The sequence below is a fragment of the Streptomyces sp. NPDC001514 genome (assembly GCF_053597075.1).
Genome location: NZ_JBSFHO010000014.1, coordinates 126372 through 152026, shown reverse-complemented (window position 1 = coordinate 152026; position 25655 = coordinate 126372). Strand labels below are relative to the sequence as shown.

20 protein-coding genes are annotated in these 25655 nt (G+C 71.9%); 10 read left to right on the top strand and 10 right to left on the bottom strand.

Annotated features, from left to right (window positions below):
- Positions 1 to 177: 177 nt before the first annotated feature.
- On the bottom strand, positions 178 to 510 hold the full coding sequence (locus ACWCXB_RS17345; protein WP_450723661.1) for a hypothetical protein: 333 nt from the start codon (positions 508 to 510) through the stop codon (positions 178 to 180).
- 206 nt (positions 511 to 716) lie between these two features.
- Here ACWCXB_RS17345 and ACWCXB_RS17340 point away from each other — a divergent pair, with 206 nt between their 5' ends.
- Positions 717 to 1832 (top strand): PLP-dependent cysteine synthase family protein, encoded by a 1116-nt coding sequence (locus ACWCXB_RS17340; protein WP_450723660.1) that lies wholly within the window; start codon positions 717 to 719, stop codon positions 1830 to 1832.
- A gap of 51 nt (positions 1833 to 1883) precedes the next feature.
- On the opposite strand, the gene ACWCXB_RS17335 is transcribed toward ACWCXB_RS17340, so the two are convergent.
- Complete coding sequence (locus tag ACWCXB_RS17335; RefSeq protein ID WP_450723658.1) at positions 1884 to 2363, bottom strand: SRPBCC family protein; 480 nt, start codon at positions 2361 to 2363, stop codon at positions 1884 to 1886.
- Positions 2364 to 2566: 203 nt separating this feature from the next.
- Positions 2567 to 3406: a DeoR/GlpR family DNA-binding transcription regulator gene (locus ACWCXB_RS17330; protein WP_450723656.1), complete on the bottom strand. Its 840-nt coding sequence runs from the start codon at positions 3404 to 3406 to the stop codon at positions 2567 to 2569.
- Positions 3407 to 3616: 210 nt separating this feature from the next.
- Here ACWCXB_RS17330 and ACWCXB_RS17325 point away from each other — a divergent pair, with 210 nt between their 5' ends.
- The gene (locus ACWCXB_RS17325) at positions 3617 to 6193 is read left to right on the top strand and encodes a hypothetical protein (RefSeq protein WP_450723654.1); all 2577 of its coding nucleotides are present in this window, start codon (positions 3617 to 3619) and stop codon (positions 6191 to 6193) included.
- Here ACWCXB_RS17325 and ACWCXB_RS17320 read toward each other — a convergent pair.
- The 4 genes from ACWCXB_RS17320 to ACWCXB_RS17305 all read right to left on the bottom strand — a co-directional run bounded on the left by ACWCXB_RS17320 (position 6163) and on the right by ACWCXB_RS17305 (position 10815).
- On the bottom strand, positions 6163 to 8595 hold the full coding sequence (locus ACWCXB_RS17320; protein ID WP_450723652.1) for a right-handed parallel beta-helix repeat-containing protein: 2433 nt from the start codon (positions 8593 to 8595) through the stop codon (positions 6163 to 6165). The two genes, ACWCXB_RS17325 and ACWCXB_RS17320, sit on opposite strands and share 31 nt — an antisense overlap.
- Before the next feature lie 87 nt (positions 8596 to 8682).
- Positions 8683 to 9291 carry an Rv1733c family protein gene (locus tag ACWCXB_RS17315; protein ID WP_450723651.1) on the bottom strand — a complete coding sequence of 203 codons (609 nt, stop codon included), beginning with the start codon at positions 9289 to 9291 and terminating at the stop codon, positions 8683 to 8685.
- A gap of 155 nt (positions 9292 to 9446) precedes the next feature.
- Positions 9447 to 10271 (bottom strand): MOSC domain-containing protein, encoded by an 825-nt coding sequence (locus ACWCXB_RS17310; protein ID WP_450723649.1) that lies wholly within the window; start codon positions 10269 to 10271, stop codon positions 9447 to 9449.
- 85 nt (positions 10272 to 10356) lie between these two features.
- Positions 10357 to 10815, bottom strand: a complete 459-nt coding sequence (locus tag ACWCXB_RS17305) for a DUF6643 family protein (RefSeq protein ID WP_450723647.1) — start codon at positions 10813 to 10815, stop codon at positions 10357 to 10359.
- Positions 10816 to 11054: 239 nt separating this feature from the next.
- Here ACWCXB_RS17305 and ACWCXB_RS17300 point away from each other — a divergent pair, with 239 nt between their 5' ends.
- Positions 11055 to 12353 carry a TerD family protein gene (locus tag ACWCXB_RS17300; protein WP_450723645.1) on the top strand — a complete coding sequence of 433 codons (1299 nt, stop codon included), beginning with the start codon at positions 11055 to 11057 and terminating at the stop codon, positions 12351 to 12353.
- A 13-nt stretch (positions 12354 to 12366) separates the two neighbouring features.
- On the opposite strand, the gene ACWCXB_RS17295 is transcribed toward ACWCXB_RS17300, so the two are convergent.
- Complete coding sequence (locus ACWCXB_RS17295) at positions 12367 to 13551, bottom strand: glycosyltransferase (protein WP_450723643.1); 1185 nt, start codon at positions 13549 to 13551, stop codon at positions 12367 to 12369.
- 58 nt (positions 13552 to 13609) lie between these two features.
- Between ACWCXB_RS17295 and ACWCXB_RS17290 the strand changes: the two genes are divergently transcribed.
- The gene (locus ACWCXB_RS17290; RefSeq protein WP_450723641.1) at positions 13610 to 14413 is read left to right on the top strand and encodes a glutamate racemase; all 804 of its coding nucleotides are present in this window, start codon (positions 13610 to 13612) and stop codon (positions 14411 to 14413) included.
- A 133-nt stretch (positions 14414 to 14546) separates the two neighbouring features.
- Positions 14547 to 15107: a hypothetical protein gene (locus tag ACWCXB_RS17285; RefSeq protein ID WP_450723639.1), complete on the top strand. Its 561-nt coding sequence runs from the start codon at positions 14547 to 14549 to the stop codon at positions 15105 to 15107.
- Positions 15108 to 15142: 35 nt separating this feature from the next.
- On the opposite strand, the gene ACWCXB_RS17280 is transcribed toward ACWCXB_RS17285, so the two are convergent.
- Positions 15143 to 16333 (bottom strand): O-antigen ligase family protein, encoded by a 1191-nt coding sequence (locus ACWCXB_RS17280; RefSeq protein WP_450723637.1) that lies wholly within the window; start codon positions 16331 to 16333, stop codon positions 15143 to 15145.
- A gap of 232 nt (positions 16334 to 16565) precedes the next feature.
- Between ACWCXB_RS17280 and lnt the strand changes: the two genes are divergently transcribed.
- The 4 genes from lnt (at position 16566) to ACWCXB_RS17260 (ending at position 21639) form a co-directional block, all read left to right on the top strand.
- Positions 16566 to 18170, top strand: coding sequence for an apolipoprotein N-acyltransferase (lnt, locus tag ACWCXB_RS17275; RefSeq protein ID WP_450723636.1), 1605 nt, complete (start codon positions 16566 to 16568; stop codon positions 18168 to 18170).
- Between the two features lie 78 nt (positions 18171 to 18248).
- Complete coding sequence (locus ACWCXB_RS17270; protein WP_450723635.1) at positions 18249 to 18731, top strand: NUDIX hydrolase; 483 nt, start codon at positions 18249 to 18251, stop codon at positions 18729 to 18731.
- A gap of 55 nt (positions 18732 to 18786) precedes the next feature.
- Positions 18787 to 19608, top strand: a complete 822-nt coding sequence (locus ACWCXB_RS17265) for a 3-hydroxybutyrate dehydrogenase (RefSeq protein WP_450723633.1) — start codon at positions 18787 to 18789, stop codon at positions 19606 to 19608.
- 135 nt (positions 19609 to 19743) lie between these two features.
- Positions 19744 to 21639 carry a helix-turn-helix domain-containing protein gene (locus tag ACWCXB_RS17260; RefSeq protein ID WP_450723631.1) on the top strand — a complete coding sequence of 632 codons (1896 nt, stop codon included), beginning with the start codon at positions 19744 to 19746 and terminating at the stop codon, positions 21637 to 21639.
- 73 nt (positions 21640 to 21712) lie between these two features.
- Here the strand turns inward: ACWCXB_RS17260 and ACWCXB_RS17255 are convergent, their stop codons facing one another.
- On the bottom strand, positions 21713 to 23104 hold the full coding sequence (locus ACWCXB_RS17255) for an MFS transporter (protein ID WP_450723629.1): 1392 nt from the start codon (positions 23102 to 23104) through the stop codon (positions 21713 to 21715).
- Between the two features lie 1828 nt (positions 23105 to 24932).
- Here ACWCXB_RS17255 and ACWCXB_RS17250 point away from each other — a divergent pair.
- Positions 24933 to 25583 (top strand): hypothetical protein, encoded by a 651-nt coding sequence (locus tag ACWCXB_RS17250; RefSeq protein ID WP_450723627.1) that lies wholly within the window; start codon positions 24933 to 24935, stop codon positions 25581 to 25583.
- The last annotated feature ends 72 nt before the right edge of the window (positions 25584 to 25655 follow it).

Below are 25655 nucleotides of genomic sequence, written 5' to 3'. Positions count from 1 at the left end.
TCACCGCCGGTGAACCCTGAGTGATGTAGTCAAGCGTGAACCCGGGGTGACGACTTCGCAACTCCGCGCACACGTGGCGGCGGACGGTTCACAAGGCTTCGGCGGGCACAGCTGTGCCACGCCGCGTACCTCGTAGGTGCCCATGCATACGGCACGGTCGGCACCAGGGGCGCACGGTCAGGCGCCGCTGCCGCCCGCCCTGCGCAGCGCGTCCAGGAACCGCCCCGCCAGCGCCGTACCGTCGGGCCCGTGGCCGTCGTCCGCCCGGCCGGGCCGGTCCATGGTCAGCCGGTAGCGTGTGCCGTTGACGGTCGCGATCATGCTCTCGCCGCCCGCGAACCAGGGCTTCCCCGCCCGTACCGCTTCCACCGGGGCGCTGTCGATCACCCGGCCATAGCTGGTCAGCAATGCGAGACGGCCGTCCTCGATGAGGACTTGACCGGCCTTGGTGAGCGAGCGGGGCCACCGCTCGATCCGCACACCCGTGGCGTTGAACTCCGGCTCCTGCATGGCCGTCCGCCCCCTTCGCACCAGCTCCTGCACCTCAGTCTGCCCACGTAACCGCAAGGACACCAGGGCGCATTCCAGCACCCTCCCACAAGGAGGTGCTATGGAACCCCAAAGTGAACGTTTGTGCAGGTGAGGGGCTTATGGTGGTCAGTGGGGAGTGGGTAGCGGGCAGTGGGCAGTGAGCCGACAAGTGAGGAGCGGGGCGCATGAGTACGTACGAGGCGATGGCCACCATCGACGTGGACCGCAGCGATCCGGAGTACCGGGCGTGGCTGAAGGAGGCCGTGCGCAAGGTGCAGGCCGACGCGAACCGCTCGGCCGACACCCACCTGCTGCGCTTCCCGTTGCCCGAGGAATGGGGGATAGACCTCTACCTCAAGGACGAGTCCACCCATCCCACCGGCAGCCTCAAACACCGGCTGGCCCGTTCGCTGTTCCTGTACGGGCTCTGCAACGGCTGGATCAGGCCCGGCAAGCCCGTCATCGAGGCGTCCAGCGGCTCGACGGCGGTGTCGGAGGCGTACTTCGCGAAGCTGATCGGTGTTCCGTTCATCGCCGTGATGCCCCGCACCACCAGCGCCGAGAAGTGCCGGCTGATCGAATTCCACGGTGGACAGTGCCACTTCGTGGACGACTCGCGGAAGATGTACGAGGAGTCCGCCGTGCTCGCCGCGGAGACCGGCGGGCACTACATGGACCAGTTCACCTACGCCGAGCGGGCCACCGACTGGCGCGGCAACAACAACATCGCCGAATCGATCTACCAGCAGCTGAGGTTGGAGCGCTACCCCGAGCCGGCGTGGATCGTCGCCACCGCCGGCACGGGCGGCACGTCGGCGACCATCGCCCGCTATGTGCACTACATGCAGTTCGACACCAGGATCTGTGTGCCGGACCCGGAGAACTCCTGTTTCTTCGAGGGCTGGACCCGTCATGACCCGCTGGCCACGAGCGACTGCGGCTCGCGCATCGAGGGCATCGGACGCCCGCGCATGGAGCCGAGCTTCGTGCCCGGCGCCATCGACCGGATGATGAAGGTGCCGGACGCGGCGACCATCGCCGCCGTACGCGCCCTGGAACAGGCCATCGGACGCAAGGCGGGCGGCTCCACCGGCACGGGGCTGTGGAGCGCCCTGAAGATCGTCGCGGAGATGGTGGCCGAGGGGCGCAAGGGCAGTGTGGTCACGCTCATCTGCGACCCGGGCGACCGCTACCTCGACAAGTACTATTCGGACGAGTGGCTGGCCGGACAGGGTCTTGACATCGCCCCTTACGCCGAGGCGATCGACCAGTTCCTCGGCAGCGGCGTGTGGCCGGACTGATCTGACCGGACCGACCGGACCGACCGGACCGACCGGGCTGGCCGGACCGACTCAGGCGGCCGAGGCCGCGAGCCGGCGGTCGAGGCTGCGTACGGCATCACGGAAGGCGTGCCCGACGCCTGCCCGCCCCAGCCGCAGCCCGAGCCGGAACGGCGCCGCACCGGCCGCCGCCATGGTCCACTGCACCCGCGTCCCGGACCCGGCGGGCGTGATCCGCCACTCCTCCAACATGGCCCGCACACCGGGGACGTTGGTCTCGTCGACCCGGTACGCGTATCGGGCCCCGGGTTCCGCGGCCACGATCGTCTCGTCGAAGCGGGTGCCGCCGATCAGCCGGACCTCCCGGCCCGCGCCCCCGCGGGTGGGCCGGGCGGACGTCACCGCCCTGAACCAGGAGGCCCAACCCTCCACATCCTCCGCGAGCGCGCGATAGACGGCCGCCGGTTCGGCGTTCACCTCGGCCGCGAAGACGAGACGCACCGGCGCGGACTCCACGAAGTCGAGCCGCACGGGGTTGAGTCGGCGTGGCATGGACGGAACCTCCGGAGTCGGGGGACGGGCGGCTGTCGGGGTTGGGACACCCTAGCTGTCGGACCGTCAGATGGGCACTACCGTGCGAGATCGGGCCTCGATCCCGGCCGACGAGGCGACGTGTTGCCCGCTCTCCGATGTGTGTCTCCGCCGCATGGGCCCGCCGCAGACGCACGGCACGCAGCGGCCGCCGACAGCCGAGGTCACTCCGTGCCGGCTTCGGGCGACTCACCCGCCACGACCAGGTGCAGCAGATGCTCCGCGATCTCCGCCCGCGCCTCCGCCGGCAGCCCCGCATCCGTCACCAGCGTGTCGACCTCGTCCAGCCGGGCGAACGAACTCAGCCCCACCGTCCCCCACTTGGTGTGGTCGGCCACGACCACCACCCGCCGCGCGGACCGGACGAACCGCCGGTTCGTCTCCGCCTCCGCCAGGTTCGGCGTCGACAGCCCCGCCTCGACCGAGATGCCGTGCACCCCGAGGAAGAGCACGTCGAAGTGGAGCGAACGGATCGCCTGGTCCGCGACCGGGCCCACGAGTGAGTCGGACGGCGTACGCACGCCACCGGTGAGCACCACCGTCGCCGCCGCGGCCCGCTGGCCGCTCGACGTGCCCGCCCGCTGTGCCGCATGGAACACATCGGCGACCCGCACCGAGTTCGTCACCACCGTCAGATCGGGCACGTCGACGAGATGCTGCGCCAGGGCGTAGGTCGTGGTGCCGCCGGAGAGCGCGATCGCACTGCCCGGGAGCGCCATCGCCGCGGCCGCCCGGGCGATGTCCTCCTTCGCGCTGAGCTCCAGTGACGACTTGGCCTCGAAGCCCGGCTCGTGCGTGCTGGCCTCGACCACCGGCACCGCGCCGCCGTGCACCTTCTCGATGACACCCTGCCGGGCGAGGGCGTCCAGATCCCGGCGCACGGTCATGTCGGAGACGTTCAGCTTGCGGGTGAGCTCGTTGACCCGTACGCCGCCCCGTCGCCGTACCTCGTCGAGGATCAGGGCGCGCCGCTGTTCCGCGAGGAGGTTCTGATTGTCGCTCACCGCCCGGGCCGGTCCTTCCGTTTCGACTTCTTCGGGTTCGCCGAATCACCGCTGTTCATCAGGGCTGCTCATCCTGCCACGACCCGTTCGCGCCGGGTGCGGGGAGATTCCGTGAGAGCCGTGCGGCGGCAGGCCGTGATCAGGGATTCTGGTCGCGCGCCGATCATCCCACCAGAGGCCGATCATCCCACCAGAGAGCGAGTCACAGAAGTGTCCCCTGCCACCCCGGCCCCGGCCGCCCCGGTCCCGCAGAGCGGCGGCGCCGCGCTGGAGCTTCTGGTCCACGGCGTCGGCGGGGCCACCCCGCAGGACATGCTCGACGATCCCCGTACGGTCCGGATCACCGGCGACGCGACCGCCGCCGTGTACCGGCGCCCCGAGGACGCCGACGCCGAGAACCACCCCGAGCGGTACGAGAACGGGCCCGTCCCCGAGGCGTACTGCTGGTCCAACCTCACCTCGGGGAACGGCGCCCGCGCGCTCTGGCTGCTTCTCCTGCCGTTCATGGTGGTCAATCTGGCCCACTGGATGCGGCCCACGACCAAGGGTCCTGCGAGGGCGGTCCGTTTCTACGGGATGCTCGTACGGCTCGTGGCGCTCAGCCTCACCGCCCTGCTCACCGCCGCCGCCTGCGAGGTGGCGCTCGATCTGACGGCCTGGCAGTGTGCGGGCTCGGCCGCCTGCTCGGCGAACCGCTCCTGGCTGGGTTTCCTCTCCGCCGCGGGCGACGGCTGGTGGGCACAGCCGGGCCGCCGGCTCTCGCTCGCGGCGCTGGTGCCGGCCGGTCTGGTGGGACTGCTCTGGTACCTCTCCAACCGCACATGGAACGCGTACGAGTCGCAGCGCCCGCCCAGCACCACGACGACGCAGCACGCGGACAGGGACGCCGAGCAGGGCGGCGCGGACAAGGACCCGGAGAATAACGCCGAGGACGCCGAGGACGCCGAGGACGCCGAGAACGGCGAGGAGGCCGAGGGCGGCGAGAACGGCGAGGAACACACGGCGCAGGACGCGGAAGCGGCAGTGCACCCCGCTCTCGGCCGCCCCGGCTTCTGGTACGGCCGGCGCGTCGTCGCCCGGCTGCGGGCCGCGCACACCGGCGCCGGGTTCCTGGTCATCGCCGCCGCCGTCGCCGGGGCGGCCGCCCGCCACGACCGCGGCGCGGACGTCCTCGCCCTCGAGGTCGCGGGCTGGGCGCTGGAGTCGGTGCTCGCCCTCGTCGGGGCAGTCGTCGTCGGCGTCGTGTTCCGCCGGGGCCGCAGCGAGAAGGTCCTCGACAACCGCATCGACCACGCCGTCGTCAGCTGGCTGCCCGGCTTCTCCCTCGGCCTGCTCGCCCTGTCGATGCTGTACGCCTCGTGGTCGCGGCCGGGCTGGGTATCCCACGGCACCCTTCCCGGAGACACCGCCTTCCGCGTCATCGCCCTCGCCCAGGGCGGGCTGATCGTCGCCCTCGCCGTCACCGCGCACGTCCTGTACCGCCGGGTCCGGGACTCCCGCACCGCCTTGCGCGGCATGGGCGGCCCCGCGGTCGCGCTGCTCGCCTGCGCCCTCGGCGGTGTCATGACCGGTGGGGTCGCCCAGCGCGTCGCCGACTGGCTGGACGGCCCCGGCACCCCCGGCGTGAGCGGAGGTTCCATCGTCGGACCGCCGGTGCTGCTCAGCTGGCAGGCGTCCGTCATCCCCGTGCTGCTGTTCCTGCTGCTCGCCCCGCTCACGGCCCTCGGCGTACGGACCTGGCGCACCGCCCGCGCCCTGGCCCCCACGGTCGAGGAGGACTACCCGGAGGAGCGGCCCGACGAGGTCCGTACCCGACGGATCGCCGGCATCAGGGCGAGGGCGGAGCTCACCGACGCCGCCCCCACCGTCATCGGCATCGTCTGCGCGGCGACCCTGCTGCTCGGCGCGGGCGCGGTGGCCGGTGCCTGGGTGAGCGGCGATGTTCCCGGGGAGGCGTTCCACCGGGCCCACCCGGTCGTGGAGGCCGCAGCCGACGCCGCCCAGACACTCGGTTCCTGGCTCGTCGGCCTCGGTTTCATACTCTTCGTCACCTGGGGCCGGCGGGCGTACCGCGATGCCTCAGCCCGCCGCACCATCGGCATCCTCTGGGACGTCGGCACGTTCTGGCCGCGCGCCGCGCACCCCTTCGCCCCGCCGTGCTACGCCGAGCGCGCCGTGCCCGACCTCACCTGGCGGATGGCCTCCTGGACCGGCAGCACCGGCGGACGGCTCGTCATCTCCGGCCACTCGCAGGGCAGTGTGCTGGCCGCCGCCGCTGTCTGGCAGCTCCCGCCGACCACCCGGCGCCGGGTCGCCCTGCTCACCTATGGCTCCCCGCTGGAACGGCTATACGGCCGCTGGTTCCCCGCCTACTTCGGGCCCGCCCCGATGCGCGCGCTCCACCAGGAGCTGCACTGCTGGCGCAACCTCTGGCGGCACACGGATCCGATCGGTGGCCCGGTCCGGGTCCCGGCCGAGGACGGCAAGCCCGAGGTCGACCGGGAAGCTCTCAAGGACCCGGTGGTGTATGGGCGTACGGACACGCATCCGCTGCCGGAGCCCGTCCTCGGGCACTCCGAATACCAGGCCGACCCGGCCTTCGCCCAGGAGCGCGAAGAGCTCCTGAACCGGCTGCCACCCCCACTTCCGCGCCAGCGCGGCGGGACGGTCGGAGACTGCGGCGGGGCGGCCGGCGACCGCGAGGGTATGGACGGAGACCGCGGCGGCACGGCCGCGGCCGGCAAGCCGCCGCGACCTCAGGGCAGTTCGGGCAGGTCCTCGGGATAGAGCAGGGTCAGGTCGTCGGTGCTCACCTCGGTGAGCTCGGCGACCCGGCCCGCGTGCCGCTCCACCATCGACTCGAAGGTCTGCCGCGCGGTCCGGCCGTTGCCGAACGCGGGCCCCTTCGGCAGCGCCGTGAAGTACTTGTGCAGCGCCTCGGCCGTGCCCTCGGCCAGCCGGTACTCGTGCTCCTCGGCCTGCTGCTCCACGATCCGCAGCAGCTCGTCCGGGACGTAGTCACTGAAGGTGATGGTGCGTGAGAAGCGGGACGCCACACCGGGGTTGACGGACAGGAACCGCTCCATCTCCGCGGTGTATCCGGCGACGATGACCACGACCGCGTCCCGGTGGTCCTCCATCAGCTTCACCAGGGTGTCGATGGCCTCGCGGCCGAAGTCGCGCCCGGAGTCCTCGGGGGAGAGCGCGTACGCCTCGTCGATGAAGAGCACCCCGCCGCGTGCCCGGTCGAACGCCTCCTGCGTACGGATCGCGGTCGAGCCGATGTGCTCACCGACCAGGTCCACCCGGGACACCTCGACGAGATGCCCGCGCTCCAGCACCCCGAGGGAGGCCAGGATCTCGCCGTAAAGCCGGGCCACGGTTGTCTTGCCGGTGCCGGGTGATCCGGTGAAGACCAGATGGCGGCGGACGGAGGCGGCCTTCAGGCCCGCCTCCTGGCGCCGCCTGCCGACCTCGATCATGTTCGTGAGCGTGCGGACCTCCCGCTTGACGCTCTCCAGGCCGACCAGCGCGTCGAGTTCGCCGAGCACGGCGGCCGACGTACGGACCGGGGCCGCCACGTCCGCCTTCGGCGCGGGTGCGGGCCAGGGCTCGGGCTCGGCGGTGCGCTGTCCGGGAATCGTGCCGAGCAGTCCGGGGGAGGAGCGGTCGGGCTGGGCCGTCGTCAGCACTGCCGGGGTGCGCTGCGGCGCCGACCGTACGCCGCTCTCGTCACTGGTGCAGTCCTCCACGACGAGGCCCTCTTCGGGGAACTCGTAGCCCCCGCGCGCACATCGCTCGGTGCGGCAGTGCGTCAGCGTCGTACGGCAGCCGTCCATCACATGAAAGCCGTAGCCGCCGCTGCCGGTCACCCGGCAGCCGTGGAACGTTCCGCGGCCTTCCGCCGAGACGTAGAAGCCGGCCTCGGCGGGGGAGGTCACCGTGCAGCGCTCGATCGACGGATCGGCGCCCTTGGTGACGATGACGCCCGTCTGGGCCTGGTCGATGGTGCAGTTGCTGAGGGTGCCGCCGCTTCCGTGGTCGCGGAACCAGGCGCCGGTGGAAGCCTCCCGGATGCGGCAGTCGTCGAGCTGGGCCGTGGCGCCGTCGCTGACCGACACCGCCGTGTTGCGCACCTGGGAAAGATCGCTGTCGACGACATCGGCCCGCGAGCCGCGGTCAAGGACGAAGAGGGCATCCGGAACATCATGGACACGGCATGAGTCGAGGACGGCGGTGGCGCCGTCGCTGACCCAGACCGCCGGATAGTCGCCCGTACTGTCGTGGATCTCGCACTGGTTGGCGTCCACCCGGGTGCCCGGGTCCCACACCGACAGCCCGTTGCGGCCGAACCGCCGCACCGTCGACCGGGTCAGGGTGAGCACCGAACGGGAGCGCAGATCCACCGCGTTCTCGGGAACGTCGTGGATGTCGCAGTCGGAGAGCGTGAGCACGGCGTCCGTGTCCAGGGTGATGCCGTCCGACGAGGTGCGGTGCACGCTCGAGTCGGTGAGATGGGCCGTGGCGCGCGAGGCGATCTGCACGCCCGCGCCCTTGATCTCGTACACCTCGCAGCCCAGCGCCTCCAGCGCACTGGCCTCGCCGGTGATGCTCAGCCCCGCGCCCGACGCGTGGTGCACCCGGCAGCGCTCCAGGCGTGGATGCGCCCCGCCGCGTACCGAGACGCCGGACTGTCCGGCAGCGACGACCTCGCACTCCTCGAACACGCCACCCGCGCCGTCCAGTACGGCGATGCCGACCCCGGCCGGATTGTCGACGGTGCACCGGCGCACGGTCGGGCGGGCCGCGCCGCGCACCTCGATGCCCGCGGCGGACCGCGTGACGATCCGCAGATCCGTCAGCTCCGGTGCGCCGTCCTCGACGAGCAGCGCCGGCGCCGCCGCGTCCTGGCCCTCGACATGAAGGTCCTGCACGGTCGCCGAGGCCCGCACGGTCAGGGGAACCCCCTCTGGCGGGGCGATCCGCACCGAGCCGACCGACCCGTCGGTCCCGCGCAGGGTCACGGCGCGCTGCACCACCAGATTCTCCCGGTACGTACCGGGAGCCACGGTGAGGACGTCTCCGTCACCGGCGGCCTCGAGGGCTGCGGCAAGGGAGGCGTACTCGCCCGTGCGGCGCCGCCACCGCGATGTGCCGGTGTGCGTCACCTGGACCGTGCCCTGTGCCATGGTGCTGATCTGCCCCCACCTCGTCGGTCGACTGCCGTGTCACGCGTCGCACCACCGTAGCGCGCGCGGCGGGCGGGAGTTGACCGGTCAGCTGCCCGTGCCCGTACGGCCCCAGTCGGGACCGGCTTTCGCCCACGCACGGTCGAGGTGCGCATACCGCCGCTGTATGAGCCGCCATACGAACAGCCGCCTGCCGCCTTCCACCACAGCGGCTGCGACGGCAGCCGCGCCGAGGCCCGCGAGCACGGCGTGCGCCCGTGCGGTCTCCGCGTCCATGGGGCGCGTGACGGCGTTCCCCTCGTCGTCCGTCCATATCCGGAACGTGTCCCCGGGGTCCGACGTCCGGATGCCGGTGGCCATCGTGCCGGTGTGCCGGCTGCCGTCCGCACCCGTCCACTCGGCGACCACCACCCGGCTCGACCGGCGCTCGAATCCCGCCTCCGGATCGGCAACGGCCTGCTGCGGCTTGGGCGCCGGGCGCAGCACCCGCGCCGTCGTGGCGTGCCGCTCCGCCCGCTGGGCGCGCACGGACTCGCGGAGTGCGGCGTCGGCCAGCCCGCCGCAGAGCCACCCCACGGCCGGGACCGCGACGGTCAGCAGCAGCACGGCGGCCAGCGCCGCCCATGCCTCGACGAGATCGGTGGCACGGCGCAGGGGATTGTGCCGCCAGCGCCGGAGTCCGGTGATCGCGCGCACTGTCCCGCACCCCCTTCCCCGTCCGTCATAGACCCGTACGGCAGCGCGTACACGCGGGTGGAGCGAAGAGAGAGCAAGCTCACCCGTTCACGTTCCCAACGTGCCGGGCTCCGTGCCGAGTTCCCCGGCGGGGCCCCCTTGCGGACAGAGACCCGCTAGTCGAGGATCCGAACGGGATCACCCACCCGCACGGTTCCGGTGTGCTCCGGGACCAGGTTCTGGCCGAAGACCAGCCGGTCCCCGAAGCGGCGGTGCCGGGCGAGGGTGCGCAGCGGCTCCTTGCCGCGCTCCGCGGTCTGCTGGTCGGTGGTCGTCACGACGCAGCGTCCGCACGGCTTGGCCACCCGGAAGCGGACATCGCCCACCTGGATGCGCTTCCAGTCGTCCTCGGCCCACGGCGGCGTGCCGTCCACGACGAGATTGGGCCGGAAACGGTTCATGGGGAGCGGGCCTTCGTCGGCGTGGTCGCCCTGCGCGATGAGGGAGTTCAGCGCGTCGAGGGAGGCGACGGAGGTGATGAGCAGCGGAAAGCCGTCGGCGAAGGACACCGTCTCGCCCGGCAGCGCGTAGTCCGGATCGACGGGGCGGCGGTGCGCCGGATCGTCGAGATGCATCAGCCGGACCGGCGCGCCCAGAAACGCGCCGAACCAGGCGTCGGAGGCGGCGCCCACGGGCACCGCCTCCACCTTCTCCCCAAAAAGCTCCACGACAGCCGTGCCCGCGAGGCGGGGCACCGCGACCGTCAGCGGCGCGCGGCCGGGCGCGGACAGCCGGATTCCGCCGTCCGTGAGCGGCTCGGCGGAGGCCAACGCGAGCCGGGCGTGCTGGCGTTGCGTGACCGCCTTGCCCGTCTGGTCGACGAGCATCCAGCGACGGTCACCCGCGAGGCCCCACGGCTCCACGACGGCCGCGTCCGGCGCGTATCCCGCGACCGATTTGACCGGGTGGACATGGACGGAACGGAGCACTGGATTCGGCATACAGTCATCCTGCCAGCAACACCGTGCGTCCCGCGCCGGGCGACGCGTGCCCGCCGGTCGGAAACGGTCGGTCGAAAACCGTCGGTCAGTACCCGCCACCCTGGTACGGACGGTTGTACGGGTCCTCGTACGGAGCCGGGGTGGGCATCGGGCGCGGTGCCGCGGCCGGGCGCATCGACTCGTATCCGGTCGCCGCCGGGCGGGGCATGGGCTGGGGCTGGGCGCCCGGGTAGCCGCGCGGGCCGACGGGCTGCTGCGGGATGTACGGCGCCTGCGCCTGCTGCAGCGGCACCGGCTGCTGCATCGGCTGCGGGTACCCGTACGAAGGAGACGGGGCGGGGTGCGAGGGAGCCGCCGGGAGGGCTGGCAGGGCCGCGGGCAGCGCCGGCAGGTAGCTGCCGACGGTGTCGTATGCGGCGGGCACTCGGATCGGGGCGATCTGAGGCGTGCCCCGCTCAGCGACCAGGGAGTCGTAGATCGGGGTGTCGGGGAACGACGGCGCGGCGTAGTAACCGCCGCCGTAGGTGGAGCGGGGGGAGGTCATGGCACATAAGTTAAGCCCACGATGTGCTGGTTGGGGAGCCCGATAAGAGGGTTGTTTGACGTGTTACGAGTGACCATGGATCCCCAATGCGAGCGAACTCGGGAAAAACGGTCGCCCCGAAACGTCTAGATCGTGTAAAGGTCAAGCTGAGAAGGGGTTACCCACGGGTCGCGGGGGGTGTCCGGGGGGCACCGCGGCTAAGTTGTCGGCACGGAATTGTCCGGGCACGAGGACCCGTGATGGGGGCGAGGATGTCCATGCTCAAGGGAGCGAATGTTCCAGTACCCGCGTTGAGCGTTCATGTCGAGTTGGGGTGGCGTTCGGGAAATGGGGTACCCGACGTCGACGCGTCGGCCCTGCTGCTCGACTCCGGATCAGGAAAGGTCCGCTCCGACGCGGACTTCGTCTTCTACAACCAGCCCGAACACGCCTCGGGCGCGGTGCGCCACGACGGCAAGCGCAGCGCCGGGGACGGGACGACCGACCGTCTCGTCGTCGACCTGGGCCGCGTAGAGCCGGCGATCGAGCGGATCGTCCTCGCGGCATCGGCGGACGGCGGCAGCTTCGGGCAGGTGCCGGGCCTCTATGTGCGCGTACTCGACGCCGCCGGGGGCACGGAGATCGCCCGCTACGAGAGCCAGGACGCGACGGTCGAGACCGCCTTCATCCTCGGTGAGCTGTACCGGCGCCAGGGCGCGTGGAAGTTCCGCGCGGTCGGCCAGGGGTACGGGAGCGGACTCGAGGGCCTCGCGACCGACTTCGGCATCACGGTCGACGAGCCCCAGCAGCCCGTGGCGCCCCCGGCTCCGGCGCCCGCCCCGGCGCCCGTACCCGCCCCGGCACCCTTGGCCGCCCCGGCGCCGGCACCGTCGCACGCGGCGCCCCCCGCGCCCGGGCCCGTGCGCCTCACCAAGGTCACCCTGACGAAAGAGTCGCCGACCGTCTCGCTCAACAAGCAGGGCGGCACATCCGGCGCCATGCGCGTCAACCTCAACTGGGAGGTGCGCAAGCAGTTCAAGGGCTGGGGCGCCAAACTCGGCCGGGCCGTCGCCATGCACTCCGATCTCGACCTCGACCTCTGCGCGCTCTTCGAACTCACCGACGGCCGCAAGGGAGTCGTCCAGGCCCTCGGCAATGCGTACGGCGCGCTCCACCAGCCCCCGTACATCCACCTCGACGGCGACGACCGCACCGGCGCCGTGACCACCGGCGAGAACCTCACCATCAACCTTGACCACAAGGACAAACTCCGCCGCGTCGTCATCTTCGTCACCATCTACGAAGGCGCCCGCAGCTTCGCCGACCTCCATGCCACGGTCACCCTCCAGCCGCAGCACGGCGCCCCCATCGACTTCTCCCTCGACGAGTGCACCGTCCCCTCCACCGTCTGCGCCCTCGCCCTCCTCACCAACCAGGGCGGAGACCTCGTCGTCCAGCGTGAGGCGCGCTATCTCGTACCGGAGCGCGGTGTGAGCCCCCAGCGCACCATCGATTACGCCTACGGCTGGGGCATGAACTGGACACCTGGCAGGAAGTGACCTACGCCCGGTGTCAACGGTCCGGTGCGGCTTCGGGACGGGCGTACGTACGCCCCTTCCAGGCCGCGCCGCGCCCCCTGTAGTGCTGCACCGCCGAGTCGAGCGTCATCAGGAGATAGAGCAGGGCGGTGAACGGCAGCAGGGGGGCGAGCCACAGCGTCTGCCGGTAGTACCGCAGCATCGGCACGTACGTACCGGCCATCACCGCCCACGCCAGGAACCCCGCCCAGCCCGCCACCGTGTCCCCGCGGGCGTCCGCACCGAACAGCCCGGCGCACAGCGCGACGGGCGGCGCGAGATACACCACCGCGAGCCCCGCCACCGTCCCCGCCAGCAGCAGCGGATTGTGCCGCAGCTGCGCGTACGCGCTCCGCGACACCATCCGCCACAGATCCGCCAGACGCGGATACGGCCGGATGCTGTCCACCCGCTCGGCGAGCCCCAGCCACACCCGGCCGCCGGCCCGCCGCACCGCCCGCGCCACCGCCACGTCGTCGATGACCGACTGCCGTACGGAATCGGGGATCGCCGCCCGCTCGGCCGCCTCCATGCGCAGCAGCACGCACCCGCCCGCCGCGGCCGTCCTCCAGGCCCGCTCCTTGTTGATCCAGCGGAACGGATAGAGCTGCGCGAAGAAGTAGACGAAAGCCGGCACCACGAGCCGCTCCCAGGCGGTGGCGACCCGCAGCCGCGCCATCTGCGAGACGAGGTCGAGGCCGTTCGTGCGGGCCGCCGCCACCAGCTCGCACAGGCTGTCGGGCTCATGCGCGATATCGGCGTCGGTGAGGAGCAGATACTCGGGACGCCGGGTCCGCGCAAGCGCGATGCCGTGCCGCAGCGCCCACAGCTTGCCCGTCCAGCCCGGTTCCGGTTCGCCCGGCGAGGCCACGGTCAGCGGCAGCCCCTCGTACTGGACGGACAGCTTGCGGGCGAGCTCGCCCGTACCGTCCGTGCTGCCGTCGTCGACGAGGATCACCTCCGCCTCGCCCGGATAGGCCTGCCGCAGCAGCGACGGCAGGCTCTCCGGCAGGACCCCGGCCTCGTCCCTTGCCGGTACGACGATCACGACGGACGGCCAGGGACGCGGCGCCGTACGCCGGGGCAGCCGCTGGTCCGTACGCCAGAAGAAGCCCTGACCCAGCAGCAGCCACAGCCACGCGGCCAGGGAACCCACGGCGATCCACGCAATGGTGCTCATTCGCCGCAGTGTGCCCCACATTGGCGGGACCGCAAGGGCCGTCGGCTAGGGTGACCGGGTGAAGATCGCGCTCATCGACTCCGGAATCGGCCTGCTGGCGGCGGCCGCCGCGGTGCGCCGGCTGCGGCCGGACGCGGATCTGGTCCTCTCCTCCGACCCCGACGGGATGCCCTGGGGCCCGCGTACGCCGGACGACGTGACCGAGCACGCGCTCGCCGCCGCTCGCGCCGCCGCCGCCCACCGCCCCGACGCGCTGATCATCGCCTGCAACACCGCATCCGTGCACGCGCTGCCCGCGCTGCGCGCCGAGCTGGAGCCCGGCCTGCCCGTCATCGGCACGGTCCCCGCGATAAAGCCGGCCGCCGCGGGCGGCGGCCGTGTCGCCATCTGGGCCACCCCCGCCACCACCGGCAGCGCCTACCAGCGCGGCCTCATCCGCGACTTCGCCGACGGCGTCGACGTCACCGAGGTGCCCTGCCCCGGACTCGCGGCCGCCGTCGAGCAGGCCGACGAGGACGCCATCGACCGCTCCGTCGCCGCGGCGGCCGAACTCACTCCGATGGACGTACGCGCGGTGGTCCTCGGCTGCACCCACTACGAGCTCGTCGCCGAGCGCATCCGTACCGCCGTCTCCGCGGGCCGTACGGAGGGGCTGCCGCCGGTCGCCCTGCACGGCTCCGCCGGGGCGGTAGCCGCCCAGGCACTGCGCCGAATCGGCGCCCGGCCCGAGCCGGCCGCCACCCCGAGCACCCGGCTGACCGTGCTGCTCAGCGGGCGTGAGGCAGCACTGCCGGAGGCGGCGCCGGCGTATGCCGAGGGCCGGCTGCTGGGCGCGGTGAATCCGGTCACTCCCGCGCACTGAGCCGCCAGGCGGCGCGAGCCGGACGGTCCCCGTTCTTGCCTGCGACGACGGGGCTGGGCGGGGCTGCCACGGGCGGCTTTCCCGGGCCGGACGACCGGTGCCGGGCGAGCGGAACGTGAGTACGCTGCTACGCATGACGGACCAGCCTCGTACCGAGGGGCAGGCCGCTGAGGCCCCGCCCGCAATCTGGACCGGCCGCGCTACCAACCGCATCCAATGGATACTCGCGGCCGCTGGTGCGGGCTGCATGGCGCTCGGCATCGAACTCGCCGTCGACTCACCCTGGACCTCGGGCATCATCGCGCTCCTGATGTCAGTGATCGGCTGCGTCGCGGCCGGGCTGCTGATGCTGTTCGGCACCCTCGCCTTCGTTCATGTCGCGGTCACCGTGGACCGCGACGCCATGGAGGTGCGCTGCGGTCACATCGGCGTGCCTCGCCGGAGGATCCCTCTCGCGTCCGTGGTGGGCGCCGAGTTCGTGCCCAGGGTCTGCCCACGCCAATGGGGCGGCTGGGGCTACCGCTGGCGCCCCGAGAAGGGCACGGCCGTCATCGTCCGCCGCGGCGAGGGCATCGCGCTGCGACTCGGCGACGGCCGGACCTTCACGGTCACTGTGGACGACGCCGAGTCGGCGGTGCGGGTGATCCGCGACCGGCTGCGCCTGGCGTCGACGGGGACGGCGGCGGGGGCCTGAGGAGCCCGGGGGGCCCGCTCTCGGCCCGGTCGGCGTCAGGCCGGATGACGGGTGTCCGCAACGGTGTCCCTCGGTTCGGCGGTCCGCGCCGGGGACGAAGGAGCGAGCGGGAACGCGTCCGTGGCGGGGATCGCGTCCGCGGCAGGGAACGTGTCCGCGGCCGGGCGGGCCGTGGCCAGGCCCGCGAGGAGACCGGCGCCCGCGGTGACCGGGGTGAAGCTCAACGGATTGCCGACGCTCGCCAGCGCGGCGAGCGCCGTGAGCGCGGCGCCCGCGCTCAGGACCACCGCCGTGGAGCGGGACGAGCGCCACAGGCCGTACAGCATCCAGCAGTACAGCGCGCCCAGCAGCCCCGCGCCCACGAACCCCTGCTCCGCCGCCTGCTGAAGGGGTGCCGAGTGCGGCTTGCCGTCGGAGTACAGCGACTGCTGCACCGTCGGGCTCAGATCGCCGAACCGGTCGGGGCCCGCGCCGAGCACCGGATGCTGCTTCGCGAGGGCGGCCGCGTCCTGCCACAGCTGCACCCGGTGCTGGGTGAGCTGCCCCTGGAGCGACACCTTCAGCCCGTCGGGCAGCGCGTCCTGCGCGATCGCCCATGAGCCGCCGGTCACGAGGGCCGTCGCCAGCGCGAACCCGGCGAGCGCCGGCAGCCGGCGACGCATTCGAGCCGCCGCGAGCGAACAGAGCAGTACGCCGAGGGCCGCCGCGAACCCCTCGACCGAGCCGAGCACGAGCGACGTACACACGACGGCGACGGCAAGCAGCCGGAGCACGAGCCGGACGGCCACGGGCCCGGCCGCCGACGCGGCGCAGCACGCCGCTCCCGTCGCCAGGACCAGCAGCGCGGCGGCCGCACCCGTGTATCCCGGCGGGGCCTGCGCCATGGTCGTCACCCCCGGCACGCCGTGCGGCGAGGCGATCGCCAGCCCGAGCCCGCCGAGCGCGGCGGCGGCCGCGGCGGTCACCGGCAGCAGCGTTCCGCAGATCCGCCCGCATGCGTATCCCGCGGCGACGGCCAGGACGGCGAGCAGCACCCCTTCGGGCCGTGCGTCCCGGCCGGCCGCGCTGATCAGTGCCCAGGCCGCGCAGCCGCCGAGGACGGCGACACCGAGGGCGTCGGGGGCACTGCCCCGGTCTTGTCGCTCCCGGTCGTGCCGCTCCCGCTCCTGCCGCTTCCGTTCCGTGCGCTCCTCTACGGCCGGCGACCGGCCCGGCGGTGCTGCCATCCGTCGACCCCCCGACCTGTGACGGGCCCTGTCTGCCGCCTGCCGGACGGGCAGGGGGACAGGACTGGCGCACACGGTAACGGCAGGGACGAGGGTTTGTGGATGGATTGCGCAGGAACTGTGTCCCTGAGGCTTCGGTCCTTGGGCCACCACCGCGTCGCCGACCCGTCGCGGGCGGCCCGAGCCGGTGCGGACTGCCGCCTGTCTGCCCCGCGCCCGTAGACTCCGGCAGGTGAGCGCGACCATGACCTCCGTCGAGACCCAGCAGCCCGTCCAAGCCCCCCGAGACCGGGCCCACCGGTTGCTGCGGCGGCTCGTACGGCCCGGCGCGGCCGCACTGTCCGGGGTACTGCTCTTTCTGAGCTTCCCGCCACGACCCCTGTGGTGGCTGACCCTGCCCGGCTTCGCGCTGCTCGGCTGGTGCCTGCAAGGCCGCCGCGCGCGTGCGGCCCTCGGCCTCGGGTACCTCGCCGGCCTCGGCTTCCTGCTCCCGCTGCTCGTCTGGACCGGCGAGGAGGTCGGAGCCGGCCCGTGGCTCGCGCTCGCCGCCGTCGAGGCGCTCTTCGTCGCCGTCACCTGTGTGGGCATCGCCCTCGTGACCCGGCTGCCGTGGTGGCCGGTGTGGGGTGCGGCCGTCTGGATCCTCGGCGAGGCTGCGCGCGCGCGTGTGCCGTTCGGCGGCTTCCCCTGGGGCAAGATCGCCTTCGGTCAGGCGGACAGCGTCTTCCTGCCGCTCGCCGCTGTGGGTGGCACACCCGTGCTCGGCTTCGGGGTCGTCCTGTGCGGCTTCGGGCTGTACGAGACCTGGCGCCGGATCGTCGCGTACCGGAGGACCGGCGAGCTGCCCCGCGGCCCTCTCGCGGCAGCGGCGCTCACCGTCCTCGTGCCCGTCACCGCAGCGGTTGCCGCGCTGCCGCTCGTCGACGACTCGGCCGAGGACGGCACCGCCACCGTCGCCGCGATCCAGGGCAACGTGCCGCGCCTCGGACTCGACTTCAACTCACAGCGCCGCGCGGTCCTCGACAACCACGCGCGCCGCACCGAGCAACTCGCGGCCGATGTCGCCGCGGGCAAGGTGGCCAAGCCCGATTTCGTCCTGTGGCCCGAGAACTCCTCCGACCTGGACCCGTACCGCAACGGCGACGCGCGTCTCGTGATCGACGAGGCCGTGAGGAAGATCGGCGTACCCACCGTGATCGGCGCGGTCGTCACCCCGGAGACCGGAAAACTCCGCAACACCCTGATCGAGTGGGAGCCGGCGCGCGGCCCCGTCGCCACGTACGACAAGCGGCACGTCCAGCCGTTCGGCGAGTACATCCCGATGCGGTCCTTCGTCCGGATCTTCAACTCGAACGTCGACCGTGTGCGCCGCGACTTCGGCCCCGGGCACAAGGTGGGCGTCTTCGACCTCGCGGGTACGAAGGTGGGCCTCGCGACCTGCTACGAGGCCGCCTTCGACTGGGCGGTCCGGGACACCGTCACGCACGGCGCCCAGCTCATCTCCGTGCCCAGCAACAACGCCACCTTCGGGCGCAGCGAGATGACGTACCAGCAGCTGGCGATGTCGCGGGTTCGGGCCGTCGAGCACGGCCGGGCCGTCGTCGTCCCGGTCACGAGCGGCGTCAGCGCGGTGATCCACCCGGACGGGAAGATCGTCCAGCAGACGCGGATGTTCACCCCCGACGCCCTGGTCGCCGAGGTCCCGCTGCGCTCCACGCTGACCCCCGCGACCCGCATGGGCACACTGCCCGAGGGCGTCCTGGCCGCGCTCGCGGTCGGCGCGTTCGGCTGGGTCGGCTACGCCCGCGTTCGCGGACGCGGCCGACCGGAAGCCTGAGCCGACGAGGGCTGACCGTGCTGCGGCTCGTCGAGGCCCTGAAGGCGGCGCGCGGTATCACCACATAGGGTCGGCGGTATGGGTACTCCTGATTTCATCCGTCGGATCCGGGCCAGCGCGGGCTCCCAGCTGCTCTATCTGCCGGGCGTCAGTGCGGTGGTCCTCGACGACGAGGGACGAGTGCTCCTGGGGAGACGGGCCGACACCGGCAAGTGGTCGATCATCGGCGGGATCCCGGAGCCGGGGGAGCAGCCCGCGGCGGCGGCAGTGCGTGAGGTGTACGAGGAGACCGCGGTGCGTTGTGTCGCGGAGCGGATCGTGCTCGTCCAGGCGCTGCGGAAGCCGGTGACGTACCCGAACGGCGACCGGTGCCAGTTCATGGACGTTTCCCTGCGCTGCCGTGCCGTCGGTGGCGAGGCGCGTGTCAATGACGAGGAGTCGCTGGAGGTGGGCTGGTTCTCCGTGGACGCGCTGCCGGAGCTGCAGGAGTTCGCCCTGTTCCGGATCAAGCAAGCGCTGAGCGACGGTCCGACGTGGTTCGACTCCACCTTGCCTGAGTGAACTGTGGGCGCTGCCCACATCGGTCGGTGCCTGAGCGCTGCCTAGGGTGCGGAACATGACCATGAATCCGGGTCCCGCCCCCCAAGCCCTGGCGTCCGTCCCTTCCCTCGGCCTCGACCTCGGTGGCCGTACCGCACTCGTCACCGGAGCGGCGGGTGGCATCGGCCGCGCCTGCGCGCTGCGGCTCGCGGCCGCCGGGGCCAAGGTCAGGGCCGTGGACAGGGAGGCGGGTGGCCTCGACGCGCTCGTCGAGCAATCCCTGGGGACGGGTGTGGCGGGCTCCGTGGAGCCGCACGTCCTCGACCTGACCGACCTGGACGCGGCGGAGGCGGCGGCCGCAGGCACCGACATCCTTGTCAACAACGCAGGGCTGCAGCTGGTGCGCCCCATCGAGGAGTTCCCGCCGGACGTCTTCCACACCGTGCTCACCGTCATGCTCGAGGCACCGTTCCGCCTGATCAGGGGCGCGCTGCCGCACATGTACGGGCAGGGGTGGGGCCGGATCGTGAACATCTCCTCCGTGCATGGGCTGCGAGCTTCGGCCTACAAGTCCGCCTATGTGGCCGCCAAACATGGTCTGGAGGGGCTTTCCAAAACCGCCGCCCTGGAGGGCGCCTCGCACGGGGTCACCTCCAACTGTGTCAACCCCGGTTATGTGCGCACCCCACTGGTCGAGAAGCAGGTCGCCGACCAGGCGGCGGCTCATGGCGTTCCCGAGGACCGTGTCGTCGCCGACATCCTGCTGAAGGACTCCGCGCTCAAGCGGCTCATCGAGCCGGAGGAGGTGGCCGAGGCAGTCGCTTATCTCTGCGCGCCGCAGGCATCCTTCATCACCGGCACGTCGCTGGCGATGGACGGGGGCTGGACGGCGCACTGAGCCGCGTCGTCCGGCGGGCCCCGCCGCCCTGCCACCGGAAGGGGGCCGGCGGCGGGGGTGACGGAGTTGTCCACAGGGGCCGCGTCGTCCACAGGGGCTGGTGCGACCCCCCGCACGGCAGGTATCCCTGTGTCCATGTCCCACGATCAGGCCTCTTACCTGGAGCTCCTCGCCCGCGGCGCCGCCGTGGAGGCGTACGACCGGCCCGTGCTGCTCGCCCGTGCGAGCGGCGCGGGACCCGAGACGCTCGTCGGCCTGGAGCACGCCAAGCAGCTCGCGCTGCGCGTGCGCGCCGAGCTGGAGGGCCGGCGGCGCCGCGAGGCCGAGCTGTCGGCGCTCTTCGAGACCGCGCACGATCTGGCGGGTCTGCGCGACCTCGACGCGGTGCTCCGGGCCATCGTGCAGCGCGCCCGTTCGCTGCTCGGCACGGAGGTGGCCTATCTCAGCCTCAACGACCCGGCCGCCGGCGACACGTACATGCGCGTCACCGAAGGCTCGGTCTCGGCGCGTTTCCAGCAGCTGCGGCTCGGCATGGGGGAGGGGCTCGGCGGACTCGTCGCCCAGACCGCCCGACCGTATGTGACCGAGAGCTATTTCGACGACGAACGCTTCCAGCACACCCGCGCCATCGACTCGGGCGTCCGGGACGAGGGCCTCGTCGCGATCCTCGGCGTACCGCTGATGCTCGGCAGTCAGGTGATCGGGGTGCTGTTCGCCGCCGATCGCCGCGCCCGCGTCTTCGAGCGCGAGCAGGTCGCGCTGCTCGGCTCGTTCGCCGCCCATGCCGCGGTGGCCATCGACACCGCCAACCTGCTCGCCGAGACCCGCACCGCGCTCGCCGAGCTGGAGCGGGCCAACGAGATCATCCGTGACCACAGTGCCGTCATCGAGCGCGCGTCGGACGTGCACGACCGGCTCACGGAGCTCGTGCTGCACGGCGGCGGGGTGCACGACGTCGCCGACGCGCTCTCCGAGATCCTCGACGGCACCGTCGAGTTCGCCGACCCCGACGCACCCTCGCTCGCCGCGCTGCAACTGGACGGCACCGACGGCCACGCGATACCGCACGGCGAGGACTGGGTGGCCGCGGTGTCGGCCGGAGGCGAGCTGCTGGGCGTGCTCGTCCTGCACGGCCACCCGTCCCTGGACCCCGTCGACCGGCGCACCCTGGAGCGGGCCGCCATGGTGACGTCCCTCCTGCTGCTGGCCCGGCGCTCCGCGGGCGAGGCCGAGCAGCGGGTACGGGGTGAACTGCTCGACGATCTCCTGGACGCCCCCGGCCGCGACCCCCGTCTGCTGCGCGAACGGGCGATCCGGCTCCGCGCCGACCTGGACGCCCCGCATGTGGTGCTCGCCGCCCGTATCGACGCCCACCCCACCGAGGACAGCGCGGAGCGGGCCACCGCCGACCGTCAGCGCCTCGCCTCCGCCGCCGCCCACCTCGCGGCCACCCGCCACGGCCTGGCCGCAGCCCGCGACGGCGGTGCGGTCCTGCTGCTGCCGCTCGGCCCCGCGGACAGCGCCGCCGACCTCGCCCGCCGGACCGCCACGCAACTCGGCGGCACCCTCCGCGAGTCCGTCACCGTCGGCGCCTCGTCCCCGGTCCGGACCCCCGCCACCGCCCGGGGCGCGATAGCCACTGCCTACGCCGAAGCGCGCCGCTGCGTCGAGGCCCTGCGACTGCTGCGCCGCTCCGGAGAAGGCGCGGCGGCCGAGGACCTGGGCTTCCTCGGTCTGCTCCTCGCCGACACGCGCGACATCGAGGGCTTCGTCCGCCGCACTCTCGGGCCGGTCGCCGACTACGACGAGCGGCGCGGGACGGATCTGGTGCGCACCCTCGACGCGTATTTCGCGAGCGGCATGAGCCCTGCCCGTACGAAGGACGAACTCCACGTCCACGTCAACACGGTGGCGCAGCGGCTCGAGCGAATAGGCCGGCTCCTCGGGGACGACTGGCAGTCACCGGCCCGCGCCCTGGAGCTTCAGCTGGCGCTCCGGCTGCACGCGATATCGGAGGCCGTCGCCCGCTGACGGCAAGAAGCGAGCCGCGTGGACCGCTGTGCAGCGGTCCACGCGGCCCGGAGGGTCTTCCTGCGGCTCAGGCTCAGGCGGTCGTCGGCGCGTCGGCGGTTGCCACCGCGTCCCGCACGTCATGGCTGTCCTGTCCTGCCGCGACATCGGCCAGATCCCGGTCGCGGGTCTCCCGGGCACAGATGATGGCGACGACCGTCAGCAGCGCGGCGGCGATCACGTAGAGGGCGATCGGCGTCGAGCTGCCGTAGTCGGCGAGCAGCGCGGTCGCGATCAGCGGGGCCGGCGCCCCGGCCGCCACGGACGAGAACTGGGCGCCGATCGACGCGCCCGAGTAGCGCATGCGCGTCGCGAACATCTCGGAGAAGAAGGCCGCCTGAGGCGCGTACATCGCCCCGTGCAGCACGAGTCCGACGGTGACGGCCAGCAGCAGGCTGCCGAACGACTTGGAGTCGATGAGCGTGAAGAACGGGAACATCCACAGACCCACGCCGACCGCGCCGATCAGATACACCGGACGCCGCCCGATCCGGTCCGACAGCGCACCCCACGCCGGAATGACCGCGAAATGCACGGCGGAGGCGATGAGCACCGCATTGAGGGCGGTCTGCTTGCTGAGCCCTGCCGAGGTGGTCGCGTAGACGAGGATGAAGGCGGTGAGCACGTAGTAGCTGATGTTCTCGGCCATCCGCGCGCCCATCGCGATCAGCACGTCGCGCCAGTGGTGCCGCAGCACCGCCACGAGCGGCATCTTCTCGGCCTGCCCCGCGGCGGCCTTCCGCTCCTCGGCATGCGCCAGGGCGGCCTTGAACACGGGCGATTCATCGACAGACAGACGAATCCACAAACCGACGACGACAAGCACTCCGGAGAGCAGGAACGGTATGCGCCAGCCCCACGAGGTGAACGCAGCATCCGACAGCAGCGCGGTCAGCGCCGACAGCACACCGGTCGCCAGCAACTGCCCGGCCGGCGCCCCGGTCTGCGGCCACGAGGCCCAGAACCCACGCCGCCGGGCGTCCCCGTGCTCCGACACCAGCAGCACGGCTCCGCCCCACTCACCGCCGAGCGCGAACCCCTGCACGAGCCGCAGCACGGTCAGCAGCACGGGAGCGGCCGTTCCGATCGTTGCATGCGTAGGCAGCAGCCCGATCGCGAACGTCGCCCCGCCCATCAGCAGCAGACTGAGCACCAGCAGCTTCTTGCGCCCGAGCCTGTCCCCGTAGTGCCCGAACACCAGCGCCCCGAGCGGCCGCGCGGCAAAGCCGACGGCGTACGTCAGGAAGGACAGCAGGGTCCCGACCAGCGGATCCGAGCCCGGAAAGAACAGCTTGTTGAAGACCAGCGCCGCGGCCGATCCGTAGAGGAAGAAGTCGTACCACTCGATGGTGGTGCCGATGAGGCTCGCGGCGACGATGCGACGGAGGTTGGACGGTTGTGGGGGAGCGGTCGCGGGGGAGGACATCGGCACCACTTCCTGGCGGTTGACGTGGACGTTTTCGTGTCGCCACACCGTAGAAACACGCAGGTCAGAGGCGTATGTGGTGGGACACCATAGTTCTGGGTGTCGGAGTGCGCGCGGCCACCATGGGGGCGCTGTCGGAGCCTCTGCGGGGGCTTCTAGAAGGCCGCGAGGGACCGTGTCCGAGTTGAGCTATTGGGGCACGAGGAGATGCGGTGCTGACTCCCGTGCTGGTTTCGTGCTGACTAAAAGCCCACGTCATCACCCCTTCTCACCCCTCCCGTGCTGACTTGGTGCTGACTACGCTGCGTTGAACCCCGGCATGTGTAGCAGATCGGGCCGTTTCCAACGGGGGCTGTGTGAATCGGCTCGTCTGCGGAGGACGCAGTGTCTGAAATTGCTGCCGGCCTGACTCCCGGGCAAGACTTCGACTCGTGGCAGGCGCGTTTGGTGCCTGTGAGTCCGAGCAAGTTCTTCGTCTGCTGGTGGTACAGCGGCAACGCATCGCTGACCAGCGCAAATAGCGCCCGTCGAGACCTTGGCGGGGTTGCTGGCCCGAGAATGGTCCGGATCGTGATCGATGCTGTTCCCCGGACCGGGACCTTGCTTGAGTGGACCTTCGCCTCATGCGCTGCTTGGTGGCCGGCTTCGAAGAACGCCACTCCTGGTTGGCCGCCGCCCGGCGCCATGGAGCGGTCGAAGCCGGACGCGACCATGTCGTGGCACGCCTGAGGAATGCACCGAGTTGGCGGGCCGCAGCGTGAGGGCTTGTGGTGCGTATTGCCTCCAGGCCGGGCTTCTGCACTGGCGCGGGAACCGCTGATGCCTAGCCCGCCAGCAGGGACACCCATGCCGCGGGGAGGGGCCGTGCTTCCGACGGCATCTGCATCCGGCCGCGGACAGCGAGACCGGCCACACGGGGTGGTGACCACTGTCCTTGAGCTGTGACGGTCCCACCTGGCACAGGTCATAGCGACCGTCCAGGGGCGTCCAGCCGGTGCAGGACGGGAGCTTAGTGCCAGGCCAGGGCCTCATGGTCCGAGGAAGTCCACACAGTCTGTGAGACGCGTGTGAGAGCGCGTGAGACGCAGAAGCCCCGCCGGAATGCCCGGCGGGGCTTCTGCGCGCGGCGGACTACGACGGCGTGCAAGGCTCGGCGCGGGGGCCGTTTCACTCCGGCTCTCCGCTTTCGAGTACGCGGAGCAAGGACGCGGTGACGACACGTGTCCCACGGCCGATGCGTAGCACGCGGCACGGGAACTCCCCGCGGCGAACCACCGCAGGTGCCTTGAGTGCAGTCACGCCGGATCGCGCTCTGGGCTCAATGCCGATTTGAAGGCCACTCGGATTGAACTCGCGGTCAGTTTTACCCAGGACGTGACAAGGTTCGGTCGCGACGGCATCAACAGCGAAGCATCGGTCCAACTGCGTGTTCCGAGCGATCTGGAGCGCGACTGGGACCTGTTCCTCACGAGCGGAAGCGTGAAGCGTTGACGATGTGAGGGGAGTTGAATTGATGATCGTCTTGGTGATGCCTTTCGACGTACGGGCAGGTAGTGGCGGTGGACCATTAATGATGCGCGGGATCGCCGGTTTGGCTAAACGGCGATCCCGCGCTATGTCGGCACCATCGCCTCGTACTGGACCGAGGTCCCGCTGCCCGCACCGGTACGTGGAACGCGCCCGGCAAGGGCGGCCGGCTCCTTGGTGAGCAGGCGCGTGCTCCAGCGGCGCCTGCCACGAGACCCCTGACGAGATCGCCGACAAGCTGGAGAAGTACGCCCGGTTCTTCCGGCGGAAGGTGAAGGACACCGACGGCAAGGAGCGCCCGATGTGGCGCACCCGCTGGACGGTCCCCGCGGGATGGGTCGGTGACGTGTCGCACCCGCCCGTGCTGCTGGTGTTCAACCACATCGGCGACCGCAACCCCCACCGCACCGTCCTGCGCCTGATCGAGCTCACCCGCCACCTGTGGGCGGGGAAGCGGCAGCGCGGTGGCCACCACCTCTACGACGGGAAGATCCCGATCATCGCGACCGGGCTGTGCAACCTCCGCCAGCACGGTCCGGCCGGACCGGTGTTCCTCCGCTTCGGCCGCGACCACATGCAGCCCCTCCTGGAGGCGATCGGCAACCCCCGCCGCGAGGCCGCCGACGCCCGCGAGCGAGAGGAGGCGACGGCCCGCCAGGAGGAGTGCCAGGCGCAGGTGTGCTGCGCGGCAGAGCAGAAGGCGGCCGAGCGCGAGGCCAGCCGCCCCGTCTGCGCCGACTGCGGGGCGAAGTTCACCGACCAGCGCTGGAAGGCGATCCACCCGACCGGGTGGGACGCCCCCAAGGACATCCACCCGTACCTGTGCGAGGACTGCAAGTACCAGGCCGTCACGGCCGTACGCCAGCAGCAGGCCAACGGCGAGCACCAGGAGCATGAACAACCCCGGCCCGAGCAGAAGGCCGGTGACTGGCTCTCGCGTCTCCGCTGCTGACCTGGGCAAGCTGCCCCACCCGGCGGCTTCAGGGAGGCCGTGGCTCACAGTGATGGCCGCCGTTGACGTGAA